A 23,095-nucleotide genomic window follows, 5' to 3' on the forward strand; every position below is an offset into this window, starting at 1 on the left:
TGAAAAAGTAGGTTTTGGCTGAATTCCCACTCCTGCGTAGGAATATTCACTCAACTTTATCATTAGGGTCTCGCACGCGTTAGCGTGCGAGGCCGTCAAGGTTGTGGGCGGAAATGTAGGCTGCTGTGTTTAAACTTGTATTGACGGTGCCGGGGTGTTCAGACCGAACAGCAATGCTTTGCTGAAAACGATCTGCATGTTGGCGTAAGGGGTAATAAATAACTACCGCATCAACTGGATTTCAACTAATCGGAGTATGCGTCCACTGTCAATAGATAAAAGTACTGCATTGCTGTCATTGAAGGTGTTAAAAAATATCCTGCACGTTCTTCAGATGGCTTCTCAAGTTCTGTCAGATTTGAAGGGAGTGCTAACACTGCACACTATTGACGCTCATAAAAAAGCCCCGACCAACCGAAGTTTGTCGAGGCTTGGCATACAGTCTCAGGCCTTAGCGATTAAACCGCTCTACCAGTGAATACTGTGAGTTGGCCGTGTCGGTCAGTTCACCACTTAATACGGCAGAGCGACGCGCTTCGTCAGAGGTCTGATCTGCCAGACTGGCGATGGTGGCGATGTTGCGATTGATTTCCTCGGCCACGGCGCTTTGCTCTTCCGTGGCGGTGGCGATTTGCGTGGTCATGTCGGTGATATTGGCGACGGCCTCGCTGATGCCCACCAGCGCCTGATCTGCCTCCAGTACCCGGGCTACGCCTTCTTCGGCCTGACGGCGACCGGTGTCCATGGTGTGAACCGCGTCGGTTGCAGTCTGCTGCAGTTTGGCGATCAGGCCATGAATCTGTCCGGTGGACTCGGCGGTGCGTTGCGCGAGCTGACGCACTTCATCTGCCACAACCGCAAAGCCGCGACCCATCTCACCGGCGCGCGCCGCTTCGATCGCGGCGTTGAGCGCCAGCAGGTTGGTTTGGTCGGCAATGCCTTTGATCACATCGACCACGCCGCCGATTTCATCGCTGTCCTTGGCCAAGCGGGTCACGGTCAGGCCGGTTTCGCCCACCGAGGTGGACAGGCGCTGAATGGCTTCGCGGGTTTCACCGGCGATATCGCGACCGCGACGCGTCAGTTCGTTGGCCTGCTGGGTGGCATCAGCGGCACGGTTTACGTGATTGGCGACTTCCTGAGTGGTGGCGGCCATCTGGTTGATGGCGGCGGCAACCTGCTCGGTTTCCACACGCTGACGTTCCAGCCCGATCGAACTGGCATTGGCCAGCGAGTTGGACTGGCGGGCCTGACTGTTCAGGTGTTCGGCGGTGTCCTGCAAACGCGTCAGGCAGGTTTTCATGCGCGCTTCCTGGCTGAGGATCGACATTTCCAGACGCGCTTGCGGGCCACGGCTGTCAGTGTACATCTGCGCGATCAACGGGTCGGAAGTGGTCTGTTCGGCCAGGCGTAACAAGCGTTTGGTGCCACGCTGCTGCCAGGAAAGCCCCAGCAGGCCGAGCGGTACCGACAACGCCGCAGCCAATGCAAAACCCCAGTGTGAATTGAGCCACACGCCGATCAGGAAGCTCAGTTGGCTGACCAGAATGAACGGCAGCCAGTCCTGAAGTACCGGCAGCCACTTGTCGCGGTTTGGTACCGCGCTCTTGCCCTTGTTGAGGCGGGTGTAAAGCGCCTCGGCACGGCGGATCTGTTCGGCGGTCGGCTTGATACGTACCGACTCGAAACCCACCACCTGGCGGTTTTCCAGTACCGGCGTCACGTAGGCATTGACCCAATAATGATCGCCGTTCTTGCAGCGGTTCTTGACGATGCCCATCCACGGCTGCCCGGACTTGAGCGTGGTCCACATGTGCTCGAAGACTGCAGGCGGTACGTCCGGATGACGTACGGTGTTATGCGCAGCACCCAGCAATTCAGCCTCGCTGTAACCACTGATGTCGACAAAGGCATCGTTGCAGTAGGTGATGGTGCCTCGGGTGTCGGTGGTGGAAATCAGTCGTTGTTCGGCAGGGAATGTCCGCTCATGTTGAGTGACGGGCTGGTTGTTGCGCATGGGATTTCGATCCTTCGATCCGGAAGACTGTGGCGTGGTTATCGGCGGGCACGTCGATAAATTGAGCGACGTGCGACAAGTGACCGGAGCGTCAGCCGTGTAAGGCCAGCATGGGACAGGTGAACAGCCCGTAATACATCAGGCTTGAGGTGGGCGGGGCAGGAGCGAGGTTATAGAGATTTTCATGTCGGGGCCTGCCCCTTAAGCAGGATGCAGGCCCCATTTATGAGATATCAGGAGGCGATCAGCTGGCGCAGCACGTAATGCAGAATGCCGCCCGACTTGAAGTATTCCACTTCGTTAAGCGTATCGATGCGGCACAGCACGTCGACGGTTTCCTTGCTGCCGTCTTCGCGGTCGATATGCAGGGTCAGGCTCATGCCCGGCTGCACGTCTGCGTTGGTCAGTCCGGTGAGCTTCAGCGTCTCCTTGCCGGTCAGGCCGAGGGTCTTGCGCGTCTGGCCGTTCTTGAACTGCAAAGGCAGCACGCCCATGCCCACCAGGTTCGAGCGGTGAATCCGTTCGAAGCTTTCGGCGATGACCGCCTTGACGCCCAGCAGGTTGGTACCTTTGGCTGCCCAGTCGCGGCTTGAACCCGTGCCGTATTCCAGACCGGCAATGATTACCAGCGGCGTCCCTTCTTCTTGATAACGCATGGCCGCGTCGTAGATCGCCAGCTTCTCGCCGGAGGGCACATGCACCGTGTTGCCACCTTCCTCGCCGCCGAGCATTTCGTTGCGGATACGGATATTGGCAAAGGTCCCGCGCATCATCACTTCATGGTTGCCACGGCGCGAGCCGTAAGAGTTGAAGTCCTGATACGTGACGCCTTTCTCCTGAAGGTAGCGCCCGGCAGGGCTGTCGGCCTTGATATTACCGGCAGGGGAGATATGGTCGGTGGTCACCGAGTCGCCCAGCAGGGCCAGGATGCGTGCGTTTTCCACGTCTTCGATAGCCGGCAGCGGACCGTCGATGCCGTCGAAGAACGGCGGGTGCTGAATGTAGGTGGAATCGTCCTGCCAGACGTAGGTGGCAGCCTGCGGCACTTCGATGGCTTGCCATTGTTCGTCGCCGGCAAAGACTTCGGCGTATTCCTTATGGAACATGCCGGTGTTGACGCTGGCCACGGCGTCGGCGATTTCCTGCTGACTCGGCCAGATATCGCGCAGATAGACCGGTTTGCCGTCTGCGCCTTCGCCCAGGGGTTCGCTGCTGATGTCGATGCGCACCGAGCCTGCCAGTGCATAGGCGACTACCAGGGGGGGCGATGCCAGCCAGTTGGTCTTGACCAGCGGATGGACGCGGCCCTCGAAGTTGCGGTTGCCCGAAAGCACCGACGCGACTGTCAGATCGGACTGTTGAATGGCTTTCTCGATAGGCTCCAGCAGCGGTCCGGAGTTGCCGATGCAGGTGGTGCAGCCGTAACCGACCAGATCGAAGCCCAGGGCATCGAGGTATTGGGTCAGACCTGCTGCGTTGTAATAATCGGTCACCACTTTGGAGCCGGGTGCCAATGAGCTTTTCACCCACGGCTTGCGCTTCAGGCCTTTCTCGACGGCTTTCTTCGCGACCAGCCCGGCTGCCATCATGACGCTGGGGTTGGAGGTGTTGGTGCAGGACGTGATCGCCGCGATCACCACAGCGCCGTCTTTCAGATGATAGGTCTGGCCGTTGTATTCATATTGGGTTTCGCCGCTGACCTGGGCCTCGTTGCCAACCGCGACACCGCCACCGCCTTCGCTCTCCAGGCGACCTTCATCGACCTTGGCAGGCTTGACCTGCAGACCGAGGAAATCGCTGAAGGCCTTGGACACATTCGGCAGCGCTACACGATCCTGAGGGCGCTTGGGGCCAGCAAGGCTGGCTTCGACCGTGCTCATGTCCAGTTCCAGGCTGTCGGTGAACACCGGTTCCTGGCCTGCCAGACGCCATAGACCCTGAGCCTTGCAATACGCTTCGACCAGCTTGACGGTCTCGTCGGGACGACCCGACAGACGCAGGTAATCCAGCGTGACGTCATCGACCGGGAAGAAACCACAGGTTGCGCCGTACTCGGGCGCCATGTTGGCAATGGTCGCGCGGTCGGCCAGTGGCAGATCGGCCAGGCCGTCGCCGTAGAACTCGACAAACTTGCCGACCACACCTTTCTTGCGCAGCATCTGGGTGACGGTGAGCACCAGGTCGGTAGCGGTGATGCCTTCCTTCAGTTTGCCGGTCAGCCGGAAACCGATGACTTCCGGGATCAGCATCGACACCGGTTGGCCAAGCATCGCCGCTTCGGCTTCGATACCGCCCACGCCCCAGCCCAGTACGCCCAGGCCATTGATCATCGTGGTGTGCGAGTCGGTACCGACCAGCGTGTCGGGGAATGCGTAAGTGCGGCCGTCCTCTTCCTTGGTCCATACCGTGCGGCCCAGGTATTCGAGGTTCACCTGATGGCAAATGCCGGTGCCGGGCGGCACCACGCTGAAATTATCGAAAGCGCTTTGGCCCCAGCGCAGGAACGCGTAGCGCTCACCGTTGCGCTGCATCTCGATGTCGACGTTCTCGCCGAACGCCTCGGCGTTGCCAAACTTGTCGACCATCACCGAGTGGTCGATCACCAAGTCCACCGGGGACAGCGGGTTGATGCGTTGCGGGTCACCACCAGCCTTGGCCACGGCAGCACGCATGGCGGCCAGATCGACCACGGCCGGCACGCCGGTGAAGTCCTGCATCAGCACGCGGGCAGGGCGGTATTGAATTTCCCGGTCCGAACGGCGCTCGGTCAACCAGTCGGCAAGCGCCTTGAGGTCGTTGCCGGTTACTGTCTTGTTGTCTTCCCAGCGCAGCAGGTTTTCCAGCAGCACCTTGAGTGACATGGGCAGCTTGTCGAGGTCGCCGAGGGAGCGGGCGGCTTCCGGCAGGCTGAAGTAGTGGTAGGTCTTGTTATCGATTTCGAGGGTTTTAAGGCTCTTCAGGCTATCGAGGGAGGGCATGAATGTCTCCTTTGAGGAATGTTCTCCGAACATCGGTTCACGGGCTCCATGTGCATCAGGTCGGGAGCGCCGCATCAGGCTTCAAGTTCTGTGGACTGTTCGGCCGCACCAGTGGTTCCTGGATTGAGCTATCATGCGCGGCTTTCAAGTCTGCGGGGTTACGCCCGAGTGCCCACTGCCCAGGAGTAACCCATGAATACACTGTTTATGCACTGCCGACCCGGTTTTGAGGGCGAAGTCTGCTCGGAAATAGCCGATCACGCCGCGCGCCTGGACGTGGCCGGGTATGCCAAGGCCCGTCCCGACACCGCCTGCGCCGAATTCATCTGCACCGAGGCGGATGGTGCCGAGCGGTTGATGAACGGTCAGCGCTTCGACAAGCTGATCTTTCCCCGGCAGTGGGCGCGGGGGCTGTTTCTCGAGTTGCCGGAAACCGATCGCATCAGCGTGATTCTGGCGCAGCTGGCGGCGTTTCCGATCTGCGGCAGTCTGTGGCTTGAGGTGGTGGATACCAACGACGGCAAGGAGCTGTCGAATTTCTGCAAGAAGTTCGAAGCGCCGCTGCGCAAGGCCCTGACTCAGGCAGGCAAACTGGTGGATGACCCGCGCAAGCCGCGCCTGCTGCTGACCTTCAAGAGTGGTCGCGAGGTGTTTCTCGGTCTGGCCGATGCGGACAACTCCGCCATGTGGCCTATGGGCATCCCGCGCCTCAAGTTTCCCCGCGAGGCGCCAAGCCGTTCGACCTTGAAGCTAGAAGAGGCGTGGCACCACTTCATTCCCAGAGACCAGTGGGACGAGCGCCTTTCCGGCGACATGACCGGTGTGGACCTGGGTGCCGCGCCGGGCGGCTGGACGTATCAACTGGTGCGCCGCGGCATGCTAGTGACCGCCATCGATAACGGACCGATGGCGGAAAGCCTGATGGACACCGGTCTGGTTCAGCACTTGATGGCCGACGGTTTTACCTACAAGCCTCGACAGCCAGTCGACTGGATGGTCTGCGACATCGTCGAAAAGCCTGCGCGCAATGCGGCGCTGCTGGAGACCTGGCTGGGTGAAGGCCTGTGCCGCGAAGCGGTGGTCAACCTCAAGTTGCCGATGAAACAGCGCTACGCTGAAGTACGCCGACTGCTCGACCGCATCGAAGAGGGCTTTCAGGCGCGAGGGGTACGGGTGGCCATCGGCTGCAAACAGCTCTACCACGACCGCGAAGAAGTCACCTGCCACCTGCGCAGGCTGGACGTGGCCAAAGCCGCGAGAAAGTGATTTCTCACACTCGCGCCGCATGCTTCAGTGACTATAGGATTTCAGTGACTATCGGATTATCGTGCCAATGCTCCGCGTTGGTACGCAGTTCGTGACGCTCTGCGTCACAAATCATCGATACGAAACAATGTCATGCCTTACACGCAGTCGCTGCCAACTCAGTGCTTTTCAACCGCGATGGCACTGACGACGCAGAGTGCGACGTTAGTGACGGCTGAGTCCTGGCGCTGATCCGGGGGTAGCCTGGCAGGACGCCAGGCTAGCCGCACCGGGCCATGGATGGCCCGTTGCGGCGACCCCCGGATCAGTGTCAGGGCGAAGGAACCCGACGCAGTCGGGCCGGAAACAGGAGCGAGGGGGTTTGCCTACTTTGGCCCCATCAAAGTAGGTCGCCGAGGGGCGAAAAGGTGACTCAAGTCGAGCCTGAATCTCACTGAATCGCAGAACTGTGTGACGCAGAGCGTCACGAAAGGCATTACCACGCGGAGCGTGGGAACGAGAATCTGGGCAGAACGCCAATCCACCTGACGCCACAGAACCGCTGTGTGACGCAGAGCGTCACGAAAGGCATTACCACGCGGAGCGTGGGAAGGAGAATCTGGGCCGAACGCCAATCCAGCTGACGCCACAGAATCGCTGTGTGACGCAGAGCGTCACGAACTGCATTCCCACGCGTAGCGTTGGAACGATCCTCATCGTAGTCTGAGCCCCATTTTCCGGACTTTCAGCACCAGCGCCACTCAACCAAACCCCACAATAGCCTTGGTCTCCAGATACTCTTCAAAGCCATGCACGCCATACTCGCGACCGTTGCCAGAGCGCTTGTAGCCGCCGAACGGGGCCATCGGGTTCCAGGCGGGGTAGTTCAGGTGCACTTGCCCGGCACGAATGCGCGAAGCGACCGAGCGCGCCAGGTCAAGGTCCTGCCCCTGTACATGCGCACCCAAGCCATAGACCGTATCGTTGGCAATTGCGATAGCCTCCTCAATCGTGTCGTAGGCCATCAGGCACAGCACCGGGCCGAAAATCTCTTCCCGGGCGATACGCATGGACGAATCCACCTCGGAAAACACCGTTGGCCGGGTATAGAAGCCTCGCTCATGGCCCAGCAACCGTCCCGGCCCGCCGCACACCAGCTTCGCGCCTTCGCTCAGCCCTGCATCGATCATCGCCTGGACACGGTGAAACTGCGCCTCGTTGGCGATAGGGCCCAATACCGTGTGCTCCGACTGCGGATCACCCACAACGATTGCCGCGGCCGTTTCGGCAGCCAGCGCTTCGACTTCCGCCAGTCGGTTCCTGGGCACGATCATTCGCGTTGGTGCGCTGCACGACTGACCCACATTGCGGAACGCGGCCATCACGCCGGGCGGCACCGCTTTGGCGAAGTCGGCGTCGGGCAGCAGGATATTCGGTGATTTGCCGCCCAGTTCCTGAGTCACTCGTTTAACCGTCGGTGCGGCGGCCTGCGCCACCAACGCGCCTGCCCGATTGGAACCAGTGATCGAGATCATGTCGATATCAGGGTGAGCCGCCATCGCGCCGCCGACTTCGGGGCCGCTCCCATTGACCAGATTGAACACCCCGGGCGGCAGACCGGCGTCATGCACCAGTTGCGCGAACAGCAGGGCGCTCAAAGGCGACAATTCGCTGGGCTTGAGCACCACCGTACAACCCGCCGCGATGGCCGGGGCGACTTTGGCGGTGATTTGATACAACGGCCAGTTCCACGGCGTGATCAGGCCACACACCCCGATGGGCTCGCGTTCGATTGCCGTGCCGCCTTCAACGGTCTGGAAGCGATAGGTCGCCAGCAGGTCACGTGCGACACGCACATGCTCGGCGGCCAGCGGCACCTGCATGGCCCGCGCCGAACTGATGGCTGCGCCCATCTCCAGCGAGATCGCCTGCGCCAGTTGTTCCTTGCGCTCTAGAATAAGCTCGTGGATCCGACCGATTATCTGTGCCCGGGCGTGTGGCGAGGTGCCGGACCAGCCGGCAAAGGCTGCCCGCGCTGCTGCAACCGCACGGTCGACATCGGCGGCCGAGCCACTGGCGACATGCGCCACCACCTCTTCGGTCGCAGGGTTGATCACCGCAATACTGACCGGGTCGAGCGGGGCGGACCACCCCCCATCGATATACAGTTTCAGCGCGGTGTCCGGATCAACGTGATGGCTGTTCAAGGACTGTGAGGTCATCCAGCGGGCTCCCTGGAGCAATAATGGTCAAGGCCAGGCACTTTGCTGTCGGGCCGTTCGATACCCATAAGCTAACAAAGCAGTCTGGATAAAAAGCGCCGATCTGCCGGGTTGCAAAGAATAATCTGCTGTATGCAACCCGCTAACATGGCGGACCTGTTTCGGCCGTTTATCCGCGCTGTTTTCAGCCGATCGCCTGAGTCACCAGCGCGAATTGCTGCACATCCGGGGCGGAGGCGGGCGGCGTCCCGAGCACCATGCGCGGTGCCCTGTCGACACATGGCAGCCCCAGCCCTTCGAGCCACGCTGCCAGTCCGCAGTCAGCCAGAATGTCGAAGCGCACGAACAGGCCGGGTATCTGTTGCAACAGGTGTTCAATCAATCGTTGTGCCTGATCGACATCACGGGCGACCACCGGACCGATGATATGACCGCGCCCGAAGCGGCGCAGCAGGGCGATGCCTTGCAACTGACCTGCGTATTCAATCCCGACCGCGCGTTCTGCATCGCGCGACAACAGGTCAGTCAACACGGCATTGCGATCCAGGCCGCTGCCCGCGTTGGCCAGTCGTATCAGTTCTGCGTGGTCGGTCGGACCCAGCGTACGAATCGGCAGGTCGTCTTTCGGTGCCAACAGACCTGACAGGTCAGCAATGCCCTGATGCTGCTGGATGCGGGCAAAATCCATGAAACCCAGACTCTGGTAAAGCGGCGCGCCCAGTTCCGTAGCGTTGAGGACTGGCGTGCGCGGTGCCGTCGCGTCGAGACACAGCTTCATCAAGCGGCGACCGATGCCTTTGCCTTGATGATCATCGCGGACGATCACCAGCCCGATCGAGGACCAGTCGCCCTGATGGCAGGTAAACGCTACGCCAACCAGCTGGCCATCATGCTCGGCGACAAAGCCCTCGGAAGTACGTTGCACCATTGCCCAGTCCTGTTCGCGATGTGGCCATTTGAGGCTCACTGAAAGGGCGTGGGCTGCCGGGATATCCTCCGCAGTCACCGGGCGATACTGGTAGTGAGCGTCTGTGGTTGCAGGCATGGCGCCTCCGTTGCGATGGGGTGGGTGAGTGGTTGGGCTCATACCAGCTTTCCAGTGCTCATCAGGCTGGACATGAGCGGCATCTCGATGGCGGTCGGATCGGTGAAGCGGCGAATATCGAACGGGCTGATCAATGTGCGCGTGCTGCCGGTGCTGATCAGCTCGGCCATGACGTCACCGACGCCGGGGCCAAGCTGAAAACCATGGCCGCAGAAGCCAAACGCGTAGAACAGGCCGTCGACCTTGCCGCTGCGGCCCATGATCGGCAGCGAGTCCGGCGTGTAACTCTCGATGCCGCTCCAGACACGGATGATGTTCAGCTTCTCTGCACCCGGTAGCAGGCGTTTCATCTGTTTCATCTGGTTGATCAGGCTCTCCGGCTTGAAGTAGGCGCGGCGGTTGAGCATGTCCGGTTTATTGCGATTGCCGCCTCCGATGATGATGTTGCCGCGCGGGATCTGCCGGAAATAGATCACTTCTTCCTTGATCCTGGTGAACACCCCGATCACCGTCGGCAGCGCGTAAGGTATCGGTTCTGTCACCGACATCTGCGGTCCGTTCGGCTCAAGAGGCACTGACTCGCCGAATTGCTCAGCGAGCCTGGCGCCCCAGGCACCCGCAGTGATGAGCAACTGTTCGGCGACGAATAGCTGTCCATCGGCGGTGCTGACCTGAAACTCGCCGCCGACCTTCTGCACCTCGATCACTTCAGTGCGTTCTTCAATTCTTGCACCTGCGCGAATCGCCGCACGGGCGAATGCGGGTGCAGCCAACCGTGGGTTGGCGTGCCCGTCATGGGGCGCATAGGAACCGCCTTTGACTTGTGCACCAAGAAACGGAAAACGGTCATGCAGAGCCTTGCCGGAAAGGATCTGCAAATCCAGCTCGCGGGCTTCCGGGGCGGCGGCATAGGCTTCCAGTTCGGCAATTTCGTCTTCGCGATAGCAAACGCGCATATGCCCGCTGGGAATGAATTCCAGGTCTTCACCGATCAGCTCAGGCAGGCGCTTCCACAGTGCCCAAGAGCGATTGGACAGTTCCAGTTGGCCAAGAAATCGTCCCTGACGGCGCACGTTGCCGAAATTCACGCCGCTGGCATATTGGCCGATCTGGTCACGCTCCAGCAGGGTGACCGAACGGCCGTGCTGGCGCAGAAAAAACGCGGAGGACGCGCCCATGAAGCCGCCGCCGATAATCAGGACATCGCTTTTTTGTGGGGTCATGAGGGGCTCCCGGTCATGTTCATTGATCACAGCGCGCCAAGGCTTCGATCTCGATCAGGTAGCCGTGGTGCAATTCCGGGACCGGCACTACGGCACGCGCAGGGCGATGCTCGCCCAGATAGCCCGCGTAGAGGCGGTCGAAGGCAGGCCAGTGTTGGACGCCGGCGATATAAATGGTCACTTTCAGCAGGTCATTCGTGCTGCATCCCGCCGCGCCGAGGATGGCCAGCAGATTGTCCAGCGCGACCGCAGCCTGGACCTCGAACGGCTCCCCGACGCTGTGACTGCCATCGGCGCGCACCGGCAATTGTCCGGAAACATGCAGCGTGCCCTGATGCAGCATCGCCTGCGAATAATGCCCACCGGGTGCGGCGGCCAGGGACGTACTGATCGGTTTCATCTCACCAGCCATGCAGGCGACTCCAGGTATGGATTGCGCCTTCGCTGTCGCAGGCGTGGTAGTCCGGGAATTGCGCGCCGGTGGCACAGGCGTGATTGGGCAGAATGCGCAGTCGGCTGCCGATGGGAAAACGCTTGCTGATGTCGGTCTCGCTGCCCGTAGCGAGCGTGATGATGCCGTGCTCCTGATTGGCACCGGTGACCCGTGCACCGTCGATCCACTCGCCGCTTTCGCTGCACACCTGGCCGTAGCCGAAATCCTCGCGCTGGCGCTGAGTGCCACGGTCGCGGCTCATGGCCATCCAGCCCGCGTCAACGATGATCCAGCCCTTGTCCTGCTGGTGGCCGATGACCGTGGTCAACACGCTCAGGGCCAGCTCATCTGCCTGGCATACGCCAATGTTGTGCATCACCAGGTCGAAGAACACATACACGCCGGCGCGAACTTCGGTCACGCCGTGCAGGCTCTGCGCCGACAGGGCCGTCGGTGTCGAACCAATGCTGACGTCCGCACAGGGCAGTCCTGCCTGACGAATCCGCTCGGCGGCGCTGACGCAGAGCCTGCGCTCCTGTTCGGCGAGGGCTTGCAGGGCTGCGGGGGTGTCGAGGTCATAACTGGACCCGGCATGGGTCATTACCCCACGCAGTTGCATGCCACCGTCGACCAGCGTGCGCGCGACCTCGACGAGCGATGCATCGTCGACGGTCAGGCCGGAACGATGACCGTCGCAATCGATTTCAATCCAGACGTCGAAACGTTCGTCATGCGCCTGGCCGAAGACCACAATCGCCCGGGCAGCCGCCACGCTGTCGGTCAGGAGGCTCAGGCGGCAGCCCTTGCGCCGCAGTCTGAGTGCCTGCTCCAGCTTGCCGGGCGCAATGGCTACGGCATAGAACACATCGTCGATGCCCTCGGCAAAGCAGTGTTCGGCCTCCTTTAATGTCGATACCGTGACGCCGCTGGCGCCCGCTGCAATCTGCGCCTTAATGACCGGCAGGCATTTGCTGGTCTTGACGTGTGGGCGCAAGCGCACGCCCAGTTCATTCATGCGTTGTTGCATGCGCTGGATGTTGTGCTGCATGCGCGACACATCGAGCAGCGCGACAGGCGTATCGAGAGAGGACAGGGAGGCTGACATGGAAAGCGCTCATGTGGCTGGGTACGGCAGCCACTCTACGCAGCGATGATGAAGCTGTGGTTCAATGCGTGATCATCAATCATTAAGCTGAAGTGAATGATAGCCATCGAAGACCTGCGTTTGGCCGTGACCCTGTCGCGCTGCGAATCGCTCAGTGCTGCCGCCAGAATCCTCAACGTCTCGCCGCCGGCGTTGTCGATGCGCTTGCGCAAACTGGAGGCGCAACTGGGCATCACCCTGGCCAATCGCGACGCCAGACGCCTGAGTCTGACCGCTGATGGCGAGCGTTTCGCACGCGAAAGCGCACAGTTGCTGGAGCAATTGGAGGCGCTCCCGGAGTCCTTTAAGCAGCGTGACGAACGGCTGGTGGGTACGCTGCGCCTGGCAGCGCCATTCGGTTATGGGCGCCAGCGCATTGCGCCGCTGCTGGCGCGCTTCGCCAGGCTGCACCCGCAGTTGTGTCTGCAGCTGGACCTGCGCGAAACACCTTGGCCGGACCGTCATGACAGCGATGCGGTGATACACATCGGTAGCCTCAATGACAGCCAGTGGATCGCCAGGCCGCTGGCGCAGAACCATCGCTGGCTATGCGCCAGCCCGGCGTATATCGAGCAACATGGTGTGCCCTCGACGCCCGAACAGCTGGCTGCCCATCGCTGCATCTGTATTCGCGAAAACGATGAAGACGTCACCCTCTGGCACCTGAGCAAGGGCCAGACCAAAAAGACCCTGCGCATCGAGCCCGCGCTGCTCAGCAACGACGGTTCGGTCGCCCGGCGCTGGGCCGAGCAGGGGCTGGGCATCGTGTTGCGCTCGCAGTGGGACGTCAGCGACGCCATTGCCAGCGGCAGGCTGGTAAGGGTGCTCGCCGATTGGCAACTGGCCAGTGCGCCGATCAACCTGCTGGTGCCTGTACGCAAGCATCGCAGCGCACGGGTGCAGGCGTTGACCGAGTTTCTCGAGACAGCTCTGAAAACCTGATCCGGCAAAGCAACGGCACGCTGTTGGTCGCAGGGTTGAATACCTTAATTGACGCTCACGGCAACGCGCGGGTATAAACCGCGTCTTGTGTTTTTGTCGGATTTTTCTCCATGAGCTTCAGCCCCCTGATTCGCCAGTTGATCGATGCCTTCCGCGTGCTGCCGGGCGTCGGTCAGAAAACCGCTCAGCGCATGGCGTTGCAGTTGCTGGAGCGTGACCGCAGCGGCGGTTCGCGGCTGGCGCAGGCACTGGGGCAGGCGATGGACGGCGTGGGTCACTGCCGCTCGTGCCGCACGCTGACCGAAGAGGAACTCTGCCCGCAATGTGCAGATACGCGTCGTGATGACACGTTGTTGTGCGTGGTTGAAGGCCCGACGGATGTCTATGCGGTGGAGCAGACCGGCTACCGCGGTCGTTACTTCGTGCTCAAGGGCCATCTGTCGCCACTCGACGGCCTGGGGCCGGAGGCCATCGGCATTCCGCAGTTGATGGAACGCATCAGCCAGCAGGGCACCTTCACCGAAGTGATCCTCGCGACCAATCCGACCGTGGAAGGCGAAGCGACGGCGCATTACATCGCCCAGTTGCTCCATGACAAGGGCCTGGTGGCGTCGCGCATCGCCCACGGCGTTCCGCTGGGCGGCGAGCTGGACCTGGTCGACGGCGGTACCCTGGCGCACTCGTTTGCAGGGCGCAAGCCGATTTCGATGTGATACCGGCCAGCGCTTCTGCTGTCAGTAGCGCGGTGTAATATCGCGCTCGACAGGTGGCGCGTCCGGGTCCTGACCTGCCGGAAACTTGCCTTTCAGGTGCCAGGCGAACGCGATGATTTCGGCAATCGTGCGGTACAGCGGCTCGGGAATGCTGTCGCCCAGTTCCATGCGTGCCAGCAGCTTGACCAGTTCGGCATTCTCGTAGATGGGCACTTCGTATTCGCGAGCAATGGCCAGAATCGCCTCGGCCAACTGGTCGTCGCCCTTGGCGCTGAGCGTCGGAGCATGCTGGCCGTCATAGCTGAGGGCGATAGCCTGGCGCGGAGTGTGGTCGGGTAGGCTCATCAGGCGTTCTCGTCGATCCAGCGTTGTTCGAGCGCGGTACGCGGACCGCTTGGCGGTGTGCCGTGACTGCAGGCCAGTTCGCCCACTGCCAGGCCGCAGGCTATCAGCCGTTCGCGCAGATACCCCAGCTCATGTTCGATCAATGCCGCGCTGTCGGGGCGCTCGGCCCACAGCTGGCTGGACAGCGTGCCGCGCAGTAACTGTGCATGCACCTGCAAGGGGCCCAACGGCTCGAGGTCGAACGCCAGATCGACTTTCCAGAGCTTTTCCCGGGTGTCCTTGATCTCGCCATCATCACGGTCTTCGGCGGCCTCCTGATCCGGCGTGTCTTCGCGCTGCACCTTGACCTGCAAGGGCACGATGTCGTGGGCGTTGCGCATTGGCACTTCCAGTTGCCAGGTGGTCACCTGGGTGCCGTCGGCGTTGGTACGTGTCTGCTCCAGACCGCCCAGTTGATGGCTTTGCAGGCGTGATACGGCAGCCGCAGCGAGCTTGAGGAGGATTTCCAGATCGTCCTCCTTCTCGCCTCCGCTGACCGTGCGCGATGGCAGCGGAAAAATGCTTGGCTGTGTGCGTGCCGCGACCAGGCCCAGGGTGCCCAGCGCATTGCGGATTGCATTGGGCATTGTGCGCGCCAGGGTATTGGACGCCGCAGCTGCGCCATAGGACGTGTTATCCGGCAGGCCGGGAAGGATCTGGGCGATCAGGCGCATCAGATTGGCTTTCATGTCCGGCATGTGCGCCGGGTTCAATCCGGCCAGCAGCTTGGCTTCCAGAAATACACCGCTGGCGTTGAGCGCCTGTGCGACGCCTTTGGGCGTGGTCATCTGCTCAACGTCGGGCAGGTCGGCAAGTAACTGGTTGATACTGGCCTGCAGCGGCGCGCTGATGGCCGGGCTGGTACTGGTCGGGCTGCCGGACTGCAGGTTTTGCAGGGCGTTGATCAGAGTGTCCAGCGAGCCTTGGCGATTTTGCTGTGCGGACAGTTGCTGCGCCACGGCCAGTTGGTCGAAACGACCGGGCAGGGCAACGAAGTTGAGTGCCTGATTGCCTTGCACCTGAGCGCTCAAGAGGCTGCCCACCGTCAGCGGCTGCGGGCTCTCGATGGTCAGGCTGGAACCCGCCAGCGCTGTGTTGAGCAGCATCACGATGGACCGGTAGGTGGGCGTCGCAGCGGCCGGGTTCTGGCCGGCCAGTTGATTGACTCCCTGAGCGATCACCTGGCTGGTCATGACTTTGCCCTGCAGCAGCGTGCCGACCGGTAATTGTCGGGTATCGATGCTGGTCATCGAGTTTTTCAGCGCGCCGTTGAGCTGCTGCAGCGTCAAGGTCAGCTCGTTGGCCGACGCCTGCGCCACTTGCAGCAGGCTGCCGGGCGTGAACGGGACGCTGCTGGTGACCGGTAAATTGGTCAGGCTGCCGTTGGCGAGCACCAGTCGCAACAACAGCTGGAAGTTCTGGTTGACCTGCTTGAGGGTCAGCACTTCGGCGTTGACGGTCTCGCCTTCGGGGATCAGATTTTCCGCCGATTGCAGCATGGTCAGCACTTGCGCCGGGGAGATGCCGTTGCGCAGCAGTGTCATGGTGGCGTTTGTTGCCGGAACGCTGGTGATGTCGCCTGTCATTGAACTATCGACCCGAGGAAATTGCCCCTTTGATAACAGGACTCGCATGTATAATACCGGCCGAAACCGGACCAGCCGCCATTAACTTCTCTTCATGTAACGGCCGTATCAACCCCGACTTGAACCGCGTTTTACTCCGTATGTGTCTGTTTTGGCACATTTCGCGACGCAAAGCACTGGAAACGCTCGATGATCCCAGCCACCCCATTTTTGCAAGCGACGGCTCTGGCGTGTGAGCGGGACGGGCGGATGCTGTTCGAAAACCTCGATCTTCAGTTGCACACAGGCGACATGCTGCAGATCAGCGGTCCCAACGGCTGCGGCAAGACCAGCCTGCTGCGCCTGCTGTGCGGGTTGATGCAGCCAACGGTCGGGCAGGTAGTGCTCGACGCGCAGCCAGTGGGTCGTGAGCCCGCGGCACCGGGCAGCAAGCTGTTGTGGATCGGTCATGCGCCAGCGCTCAAGGATGTGCTGACGCCGCTGGAAAACCTGTCCTGGCTCAGTGCACTGCACCAGCCAGCCGATGCCGACGCCATAGCCACCGCCCTCGATGCGGTCGGCCTGGCAGGCTTCGAGGACGTGCCCTGTCACACCTTGTCGGCCGGGCAGCAGCGTCGCGTCGCGCTGGCACGTCTGTATCTGCCGGGTCCGCCACTCTGGCTGCTCGACGAGCCGTTTACCGCGCTCGACCGCCAAGGCATCGAGCAACTGGAAAACCACCTTGCCGGGCACTGTGAACAGGGCGGCATGATTGTCATGACCACCCACCACAGCCTGAGCCGGGTGCCTGCGGGCTATCGGGACCTCGACCTGGGGCAGTGGTCAGCATGAGCAATGTGTTTGTCCTGCTGATGCTCCGTGAGGTGCGGCTGCTGGCGAGGCGTCCCGCAGAGCTGGCTAACCCACTAGTGTTCTTCGCGATCGTGGTCGCCCTGTTTCCGCTGGCGCTGGGACCGCAGACGCAATTGTTGCAAACCTTGTCGCCGGGGCTGGTCTGGGTGGCGGCGCTGCTGGCCGTGCTGCTGTCGCTGGACGGGCTGTTGCGCAGTGATTTCGAGGACGGCTCGCTGGAGCAGTGGGTCCTTTCGCCGCACCCGCTGGCCCTTCTGGTGCTGATCAAAGTGCTGGCACACTGGGTTTTTTCCGGGCTGGCACTGGTACTGTTGTCACCCTTGCTGGCCTTGATGCTCGGCCTGCCGGTGCAGTGCCTGCCGGTGTTGATGGTTTCGCTGCTGCTGGGCACACCGGTGCTCAGCCTGCTGGGGGCATTGGGGGCGGCATTGACCGTAGGGTTGAAGCGTGGCGGCCTGCTGCTGGCATTGTTGATACTGCCGCTGTATATCCCGGTGCTGATTCTGGGCAGCGGTGCGTTGCAGGCCGCGTTGCAGGGCATGCCGACGACCGGCTATCTGTTGTGGCTGGGCAGCCTGGCGGCGCTGGCGATCACCCTGACACCCTTTGCGATAGCCGCTGGCCTGAAGATCAGCATCGGCGAATAATTGTGGTTCCGGGATCGAGACTTCGATGCCGTTCAATACCCTGGATGTACCCTGATGAAAAGCAACGCCATGAAAAGCAGCATCGGTTGGGCCTGGCTGCACACGCTCGGCTCACCGAAAGGGTTTTATCGCGTCAGCGCACGCCTGCTGCCCTGGTTGAGTGTTGCCGCCGTGCTGTTGCTGGTCATCGGCATGGTCTGGGGCCTGGCGTTCGCGCCGCCGGATTACCAGCAGGGCAACAGCTTCCGGATCATTTATATCCACGTACCTGCCGCGATGCTCGCCCAGTCCTGTTACGTCATGCTGGCCGTGTGCGGGCTGGTCGGGCTGGTCTGGAGAATCAAGCTGGCCGATGTCGCACTGCACTGCGCTGCACCTGTTGGCGCGTGGATGACCGTGCTGGCGCTGGCGACCGGCGCGATCTGGGGCAAGCCCACCTGGGGAGCATGGTGGGTCTGGGACGCGCGACTGACCTCGATGCTGATTCTGCTGTTCCTGTATTTCGGCCTGATCGCGCTGGGCAATGCCATCAGTAACCGCGACAGCGCCGCCAAGGCCTGCGCGGTGCTGGCCATCGTCGGTGTGGTGAACATTCCGATCATCAAGTATTCGGTCGAGTGGTGGAACACCCTGCACCAGGGTTCGACGTTCAGCCTCACCGAGAAGCCCGCCATGCCGGCTGAAATGTGGCTACCGCTGCTGTTCACCACGCTGGGTTTCTACTGCTTGTTCGGCGTGCTGTTGATGATGCGCATGCGTCTTGAAGTATTGCGTCGCGAAGCGCGCACGCAATGGGTCAAGGCCGAGATACTGCGCAGCCTGGGTCACTCAACCGCGCAGTCGGAGAACACGCTTTGAGTTTTGCATCGTTCAGCGACTTTCTTGCCATGGGCCGCCACGGCGTGTTTGTCTGGTCGGCCTACGGTCTGTGCCTTGTGGTACTGCTGGTCAACGTGGCGCTGCCGCTATGGGCACGGCAGCGGTTTATGAAACAGCAGGCGCGTCGCCTGAAGCGGGAGAATCGCCCGTGAACCCGTTGCGCAAAAAACGCTTGTTGATCATTGTCGCGCTGCTGGCCGGTGTCGGTCTGGCCGTGACCCTGGCCCTCAGCGCCTTGCAGGAAAACATCAACCTGTTCTACACCCCCAGCCAGATCGCCAATGGCGAGGCACCGCTGGATACGCGCATTCGGGCTGGCGGCATGGTCGAAAAGGGCTCATTGCAGCGCTCGGCCGATTCGCTGGACGTGCGTTTTGTGGTCACCGATTTCAACAAGTCGGTGACCATCACCTACCGAGGCATTCTTCCTGATCTGTTTCGTGAAGGGCAGGGCATCGTGGCGCTGGGCAAACTCAATGCACAGGGCGTAGTGGTGGCTGATGAAGTACTGGCCAAGCATGACGAGAAATACATGCCCCCCGAGGTCACCAAGGCGCTGCGTGACAGCGGTCAGGCGGCACCGGCTGCGTCTTCCACACCCGTCAAACAGGGTTGACCGATGATTCCCGAACTCGGCCAGCTGGCCATGATTCTGGCATTCTGCTTTGCGCTGGTGCAGGCCATCATTCCGCTGATCGGCGCATGGCGCGGTGATCGCTTGTGGATGAGCCTTGCCCGTCCGGCAGCCTGGGGCCAGTTCAGCTTTCTGATCTTCGCCTTCGGTTGTCTGACCTACGCGTTCATGGTCGACGACTTCTCAGTCGCCTACGTTGCACAGAACTCCAACACCGCGCTGCCCTGGTACTACAAATTCAGCGCCGTGTGGGGTGCGCATGAAGGTTCGCTGCTGCTCTGGGCGTTGATTCTTGGTGGCTGGACCTTCGCCGTGTCGGTGTTTTCCCGGCAACTGCCGCAGGTGATGCTGGCGCGGGTCCTCGCCGTGATGGGCATGATCAGCCTGGGTTTTCTGTCGTTTCTGATCCTCACCTCCAACCCGTTCGCGCGTCTGTTGCCGCAGATGCCTGCCAACGGACGTGATCTGAACCCGCTGTTGCAGGACATTGGCCTTATCGTGCATCCGCCGATGCTGTACATGGGCTATGTCGGCTTCTCCGTGGCCTTTGCGTTCGCCATCGCGGCCTTGCTCGGCGGCCGACTCGACGCCGCCTGGGCGCGTTGGTCCAGGCCGTGGACGCTGGTGGCCTGGGCCTTTCTCGGCATCGGCATCAGCCTTGGCTCGTGGTGGGCGTATTACGAACTGGGCTGGGGCGGCTGGTGGTTCTGGGACCCTGTGGAAAACGCCTCGTTCATGCCCTGGCTGGTGGGCACTGCGCTGATTCACTCGCTGGCGGTCACGGAAAAACGTGGCGTGTTCAAGAGCTGGACGGTATTGCTGGCCATTGCTGCGTTTTCTCTGAGCCTGCTGGGCACTTTCCTGGTCCGTTCCGGAGTGCTGACCTCAGTTCACGCCTTTGCCTCGGACCCGGCGCGCGGCGTGTTCATCCTGATGTTTTTGCTGTTCGTGGTCGGCGGTTCGCTGACCCTGTTTGCGATTCGCGCACCGGTGGTCAAAAGCCACGTCGGGTTCGGTCTGTGGTCGCGGGAAACCCTGCTGCTGGGCAATAATCTGTTGCTGGTGGTTGCCGCGTCCATGATTCTGCTGGGCACCCTTTATCCGCTGGTGATCGATGCCATGAGCGGCGCCAAGATGTCGGTCGGCCCGCCTTACTTCAACACGCTGTTCGTGCCGTTGATGGGCCTGTTGCTGGTGGTCATGGCGGTCGGTGTACTGGTGCGCTGGAAGGACACACCACTGAAATGGCTGCTCGGCATGCTGGCCCCGGTACTGCTCGGCAGCGTCGTTCTGGCAGTGCTGGCCGGTCTGCTGCTGGACGATTTCCAGTGGGCGGTGCTGGCCGCTCTGATGCTTGCCGCCTGGGTGCTGCTGGCCGGGGTTCGCGACCTGTTCGACAAGACCCGCCACAAGGGGCTGCTCAGTGGCGCACGCAGTCTGACCCGCAGCTACTGGGGCATGCAGCTGGCGCACCTTGGCATTGTCGTGTGCGCGCTGGGCGTGGTGCTGTCGAGCCAGAACAGCGCCGAGCGCGATTTGCGCATGGCCCCCGGCGAATCCACCGAACTGGGTGGGTATACCTTTGTCTTCGAGGGCGCCCGGCATTATGAAGGGCCGAACTTCACCTCGGATCGGGGCACCGTTCGCGTGTTACGCAACGGCGTTCAACTGACCGAACTGCACCCGGAGAAACGCCTCTACACCGTGCAGCAATCGATGATGACCGAGGCGGGCATTGATGCCGGTTTCAGTCGCGACCTGTATGTCGCCCTGGGTGAACCGCTGGGCGATGGTGCGTGGGCTGTTCGGGTTCATGTCAAACCGTTTGTGCGCTGGATCTGGCTTGGCGGCCTGCTGACCGGTCTGGGCGGGGTGCTGGCGGCGCTCGATCGGCGTTATCGCACCCGGGTCAAGAACAAGGTGCGCGAGGCGTTGGGTCTGTCGGGAGCTGCACAATGAAACGCTGGGTCATGGTACTGCCACTGGTGCTGTTTCTGGGCGTGGCGGCGTTGTTGTATCGCGGTTTGTATCTGGACCCCGCCGAGCTGCCCTCGGCACTGATCGGCAAGCCTTTTCCGGCGTTCTCGCTGCCGGCGGTGCAGGACGAGCGGATGTTGAGCCGTGCCGATCTGCTCGGCAAACCTGCGCTGGTCAACGTCTGGGGCACCTGGTGCGTGGCCTGCCGGGTGGAGCATCCTGTCCTGACCCGGCTGGCGCAGCAGGGCGTGCTGATCTACGGCGTGAATTACAAGGACGTCAACGCGGACGCGCTGAAATGGCTCAAGGAATTCCATGATCCGTATCGGTTGAATATTCGTGACCAGGAGGGCTCTCTGGGGCTCGACCTGGGGGTGTACGGCGCGCCGGAAACCTTCCTGATCGATGCTCAAGGCGTCATCCGTTACAAACACGTCGGGGTCATCGACGATGCGGTGTGGCGCGAAAAGCTTGCCGCGCGTTATCAGCAACTGGTTGATGAGGCACGGCCATGAAGCGCTGTCTGTTGATCGTCCTGCTCGGCGTGCTGTGTTCCGGTATTGCTCACGCGGCCATCGACGCTTATGCCTTTCGCGACGACGCCGAGCGCGCGCGCTACAGCGAACTGACCAGAGAACTGCGCTGCCCGAAATGCCAGAACCAGGACATCGCCGACTCCAATGCGCCGATTGCCGCCGATTTGCGCAAGGAAATCTACCGCATGCTGGGCGAAGGGCAGAGCAATCAGCAGATCATCGATTTCATGGTCGATCGCTATGGCGATTTCGTTCGCTACAAACCGAGCCTGACTGCACGTACCTGGCTGCTGTGGTTCGGGCCGGCCTGCCTGCTGGTCGGCGGGCTTGTGGTGATCGGGCTTATCGTTGGCCGCCGCCGCAAGGCACAATCCGCACAGGCCGACGGACTCTCCGAAGATGAGCGGCAGCGTCTTGCCACCTTGCTGGATGAGCACCGCCCATGATCGATTTCTGGATGGCAACCGGGCTGTTGCTGCTGGTCGCGCTGAGCTTTTTGCTGATTCCGCTGCTGCGCGGCCATCGCGCGCAACGGGAAGAAGACCGCACGGCTCTGAACGTGGCGTTGTATCAGGAGCGACTGAGCGAGTTACAGGTTCAGCACGAGCAGGGCGTGTTGTTGACGACGCAATTGCAGGCTGCACGTGCCGAAGCAGCGCGCGAGCTGCTCGCCGACACCGAAGGCGCAGAGCCTGCCCGGACATCGCGTCTGGGCAAGCCCTTGCTGGTGCTGGCTGCGGTGCTGGTCCCGGTGTTGGGACTGGCGGGCTATCTTCAACTGGGTGCCAGTGACCGGGTTGAATTGAGTCGCGAATTCGCTCGACCACCGACCTCGCTGGCAGACATGACCCAGCGCCTTGAGCGCAGCGTGCAGGCTCAGCCGGATTCCGCCGAAAACCTCTATTTTCTGGCGCGCAGCTATATGGCGCAGAACCGCCCCGGTGATGCCGCGCAGATGTTCGAGCGTTCGGTGGCGCTGGCCGGAAGGCAGCCCGAGTTGCTCGGGCAATGGGCTCAGGCGCTGTATTTCGCCCGCGACAAGCACTTCACGCCACAGGTGCAGGCGCTGACCGACGAAGCGCTGCAGGCTGACCCCAGGGAAGTCACCAGCCTTGGCCTGCTCGGGATTGCCGCGTTCGAAACACAGCGCTATCAGGCGGCCGTGGATTATTGGACCCGGTTACTTGCCGCACTGCCCGCAGATGACGCATCGCGTTCGGCACTGGAAGGCGGCATTGCCCGCGCCAGAGATAACCTTGCCAAACGCGCTGCAGACGCGGCGCCGGCAGTGAAGGCGAAGTCGATAAAAATTCATGTCGAGCTGGCTCCCGGGCTTCAAGGCAAAGTAAGGCCGAGTGACAGCGTGTTCATCTTCGCCCGCGCCATCAATGGCCCGGCGGCACCTCTGGCGGTCAAACGCATTACCGTGGCGGACTTGCCTGCCGACGTGGAACTGAGCGATGCCGATGCGATGATGCCGCAACTGAACCTGTCGAACTTCGCGCAAGTCCAACTGGTTGCGCGAGTGTCTCGCGCGGGGCAGCCAACCACCGGTGAGTGGGTCGGCCGCAGTCAGCCTCTGGCCAGTGATACTGCGGCGCAGCAGGCATTGACCATCGACAGTCCGGATAACTAGAG

At 61.6% G+C, this 23,095-nt stretch carries 21 protein-coding genes; 12 read left to right on the forward strand and 9 right to left on the reverse strand.

All coding sequences use genetic code 11. From position 1 onward, the window contains the following. Positions 1-451: 451 nt before the first annotated feature. Positions 452-2,017: a methyl-accepting chemotaxis protein gene (locus BT119_RS21530; RefSeq protein ID WP_003436183.1), complete on the reverse strand. Its 1,566-nt coding sequence runs from the start codon at positions 2,015-2,017 to the stop codon at positions 452-454. 233 nt (positions 2,018-2,250) lie between these two features. After that, positions 2,251-4,995 carry an aconitate hydratase AcnA gene (gene acnA, locus BT119_RS21535; RefSeq protein WP_058416914.1) on the reverse strand — a complete coding sequence of 915 codons (2,745 nt, stop codon included), beginning with the start codon at positions 4,993-4,995 and terminating at the stop codon, positions 2,251-2,253. A 192-nt stretch (positions 4,996-5,187) separates the two neighbouring features. Between acnA and rlmM the strand changes: the two genes are divergently transcribed. Then, positions 5,188-6,261 carry a 23S rRNA (cytidine(2498)-2'-O)-methyltransferase RlmM gene (rlmM, locus tag BT119_RS21540; protein ID WP_003370257.1) on the forward strand — a complete coding sequence of 358 codons (1,074 nt, stop codon included), beginning with the start codon at positions 5,188-5,190 and terminating at the stop codon, positions 6,259-6,261. 740 nt (positions 6,262-7,001) lie between these two features. Here the strand turns inward: rlmM and BT119_RS21550 are convergent. The 5 genes from BT119_RS21550 to BT119_RS21570 all read right to left on the reverse strand — a co-directional run bounded on the left by BT119_RS21550 (position 7,002) and on the right by BT119_RS21570 (position 12,268). Beyond that, on the reverse strand, positions 7,002-8,462 hold the full coding sequence (locus BT119_RS21550; RefSeq protein ID WP_060708019.1) for an aldehyde dehydrogenase family protein: 1,461 nt from the start codon (positions 8,460-8,462) through the stop codon (positions 7,002-7,004). A 184-nt stretch (positions 8,463-8,646) separates the two neighbouring features. Then, a complete protein-coding gene (locus tag BT119_RS21555; RefSeq protein WP_072366898.1) occupies positions 8,647-9,507 on the reverse strand; it encodes a GNAT family N-acetyltransferase in 861 nt (286 codons plus the stop codon). A gap of 38 nt (positions 9,508-9,545) precedes the next feature. Continuing rightward, on the reverse strand, positions 9,546-10,730 hold the full coding sequence (locus BT119_RS21560) for an NAD(P)/FAD-dependent oxidoreductase (protein WP_072366899.1): 1,185 nt from the start codon (positions 10,728-10,730) through the stop codon (positions 9,546-9,548). Between the two features lie 19 nt (positions 10,731-10,749). Continuing rightward, positions 10,750-11,142, reverse strand: coding sequence for a RidA family protein (locus BT119_RS21565; RefSeq protein ID WP_003370265.1), 393 nt, complete (start codon positions 11,140-11,142; stop codon positions 10,750-10,752). Next, on the reverse strand, positions 11,132-12,268 hold the full coding sequence (locus BT119_RS21570) for a DSD1 family PLP-dependent enzyme (protein WP_072366900.1): 1,137 nt from the start codon (positions 12,266-12,268) through the stop codon (positions 11,132-11,134). Before BT119_RS21570 ends, BT119_RS21565 begins: the two co-directional genes overlap by 11 nt. Before the next feature lie 96 nt (positions 12,269-12,364). Here BT119_RS21570 and BT119_RS21575 point away from each other — a divergent pair, with 96 nt between their 5' ends. Both BT119_RS21575 and recR read left to right on the forward strand, forming a co-directional pair. Next, entirely contained in the window at positions 12,365-13,249 is an 885-nt protein-coding gene (locus BT119_RS21575) for a LysR family transcriptional regulator (protein WP_072366901.1), read from the forward strand. Positions 13,250-13,359: 110 nt separating this feature from the next. Then, positions 13,360-13,962, forward strand: coding sequence for a recombination mediator RecR (recR, locus tag BT119_RS21580; protein ID WP_003370271.1), 603 nt, complete (start codon positions 13,360-13,362; stop codon positions 13,960-13,962). Between the two features lie 21 nt (positions 13,963-13,983). Here recR and BT119_RS21585 read toward each other — a convergent pair whose 3' ends face one another. Next, positions 13,984-14,307 (reverse strand): EscU/YscU/HrcU family type III secretion system export apparatus switch protein, encoded by a 324-nt coding sequence (locus BT119_RS21585; protein WP_003370273.1) that lies wholly within the window; start codon positions 14,305-14,307, stop codon positions 13,984-13,986. Beyond that, on the reverse strand, positions 14,307-15,932 hold the full coding sequence (locus BT119_RS21590) for a flagellar hook-length control protein FliK (RefSeq protein ID WP_003436193.1): 1,626 nt from the start codon (positions 15,930-15,932) through the stop codon (positions 14,307-14,309). Before BT119_RS21590 ends, BT119_RS21585 begins: the two co-directional genes overlap by 1 nt. A gap of 189 nt (positions 15,933-16,121) precedes the next feature. Here BT119_RS21590 and ccmA point away from each other — a divergent pair, with 189 nt between their 5' ends. From ccmA to ccmI, 9 genes are read left to right on the forward strand one after another with little or no spacing between them, the layout of a single operon-like run. Beyond that, on the forward strand, positions 16,122-16,763 hold the full coding sequence (ccmA, locus tag BT119_RS21595) for a cytochrome c biogenesis heme-transporting ATPase CcmA (RefSeq protein WP_032609920.1): 642 nt from the start codon (positions 16,122-16,124) through the stop codon (positions 16,761-16,763). Beyond that, positions 16,760-17,431, forward strand: a complete 672-nt coding sequence (gene ccmB, locus BT119_RS21600; RefSeq protein ID WP_003370279.1) for a heme exporter protein CcmB — start codon at positions 16,760-16,762, stop codon at positions 17,429-17,431. Before ccmA ends, ccmB begins: the two co-directional genes overlap by 4 nt. A 54-nt stretch (positions 17,432-17,485) precedes the next feature. Next, entirely contained in the window at positions 17,486-18,289 is an 804-nt protein-coding gene (locus tag BT119_RS21605; RefSeq protein ID WP_003436197.1) for a heme ABC transporter permease, read from the forward strand. Beyond that, complete coding sequence (gene ccmD, locus BT119_RS21610; protein WP_003370283.1) at positions 18,286-18,462, forward strand: heme exporter protein CcmD; 177 nt, start codon at positions 18,286-18,288, stop codon at positions 18,460-18,462. Before BT119_RS21605 ends, ccmD begins: the two co-directional genes overlap by 4 nt. Continuing rightward, positions 18,459-18,926 carry a cytochrome c maturation protein CcmE gene (ccmE, locus tag BT119_RS21615; protein ID WP_003370285.1) on the forward strand — a complete coding sequence of 156 codons (468 nt, stop codon included), beginning with the start codon at positions 18,459-18,461 and terminating at the stop codon, positions 18,924-18,926. Before ccmD ends, ccmE begins: the two co-directional genes overlap by 4 nt. 3 nt (positions 18,927-18,929) lie before the next feature. Further along, positions 18,930-20,903: a heme lyase CcmF/NrfE family subunit gene (locus BT119_RS21620; RefSeq protein WP_058416919.1), complete on the forward strand. Its 1,974-nt coding sequence runs from the start codon at positions 18,930-18,932 to the stop codon at positions 20,901-20,903. Continuing rightward, entirely contained in the window at positions 20,900-21,436 is a 537-nt protein-coding gene (locus BT119_RS21625; protein ID WP_003436201.1) for a DsbE family thiol:disulfide interchange protein, read from the forward strand. The genes BT119_RS21620 and BT119_RS21625 overlap by 4 nt, the downstream gene beginning before the upstream one ends. After that, positions 21,433-21,903 carry a cytochrome c-type biogenesis protein gene (locus tag BT119_RS21630; RefSeq protein ID WP_003370291.1) on the forward strand — a complete coding sequence of 157 codons (471 nt, stop codon included), beginning with the start codon at positions 21,433-21,435 and terminating at the stop codon, positions 21,901-21,903. The genes BT119_RS21625 and BT119_RS21630 overlap by 4 nt, the downstream gene beginning before the upstream one ends. Further along, a complete protein-coding gene (gene ccmI, locus BT119_RS21635; protein ID WP_003370294.1) occupies positions 21,900-23,093 on the forward strand; it encodes a c-type cytochrome biogenesis protein CcmI in 1,194 nt (397 codons plus the stop codon). The genes BT119_RS21630 and ccmI overlap by 4 nt, the downstream gene beginning before the upstream one ends. The last annotated feature ends 2 nt before the right edge of the window (positions 23,094-23,095 follow it).

Source organism: Pseudomonas sp. NFACC10-1 (genome assembly GCF_900119195.1).
Taxonomy (GTDB): Bacteria; Pseudomonadota; Gammaproteobacteria; order Pseudomonadales; family Pseudomonadaceae; genus Aquipseudomonas; species Aquipseudomonas cerasi.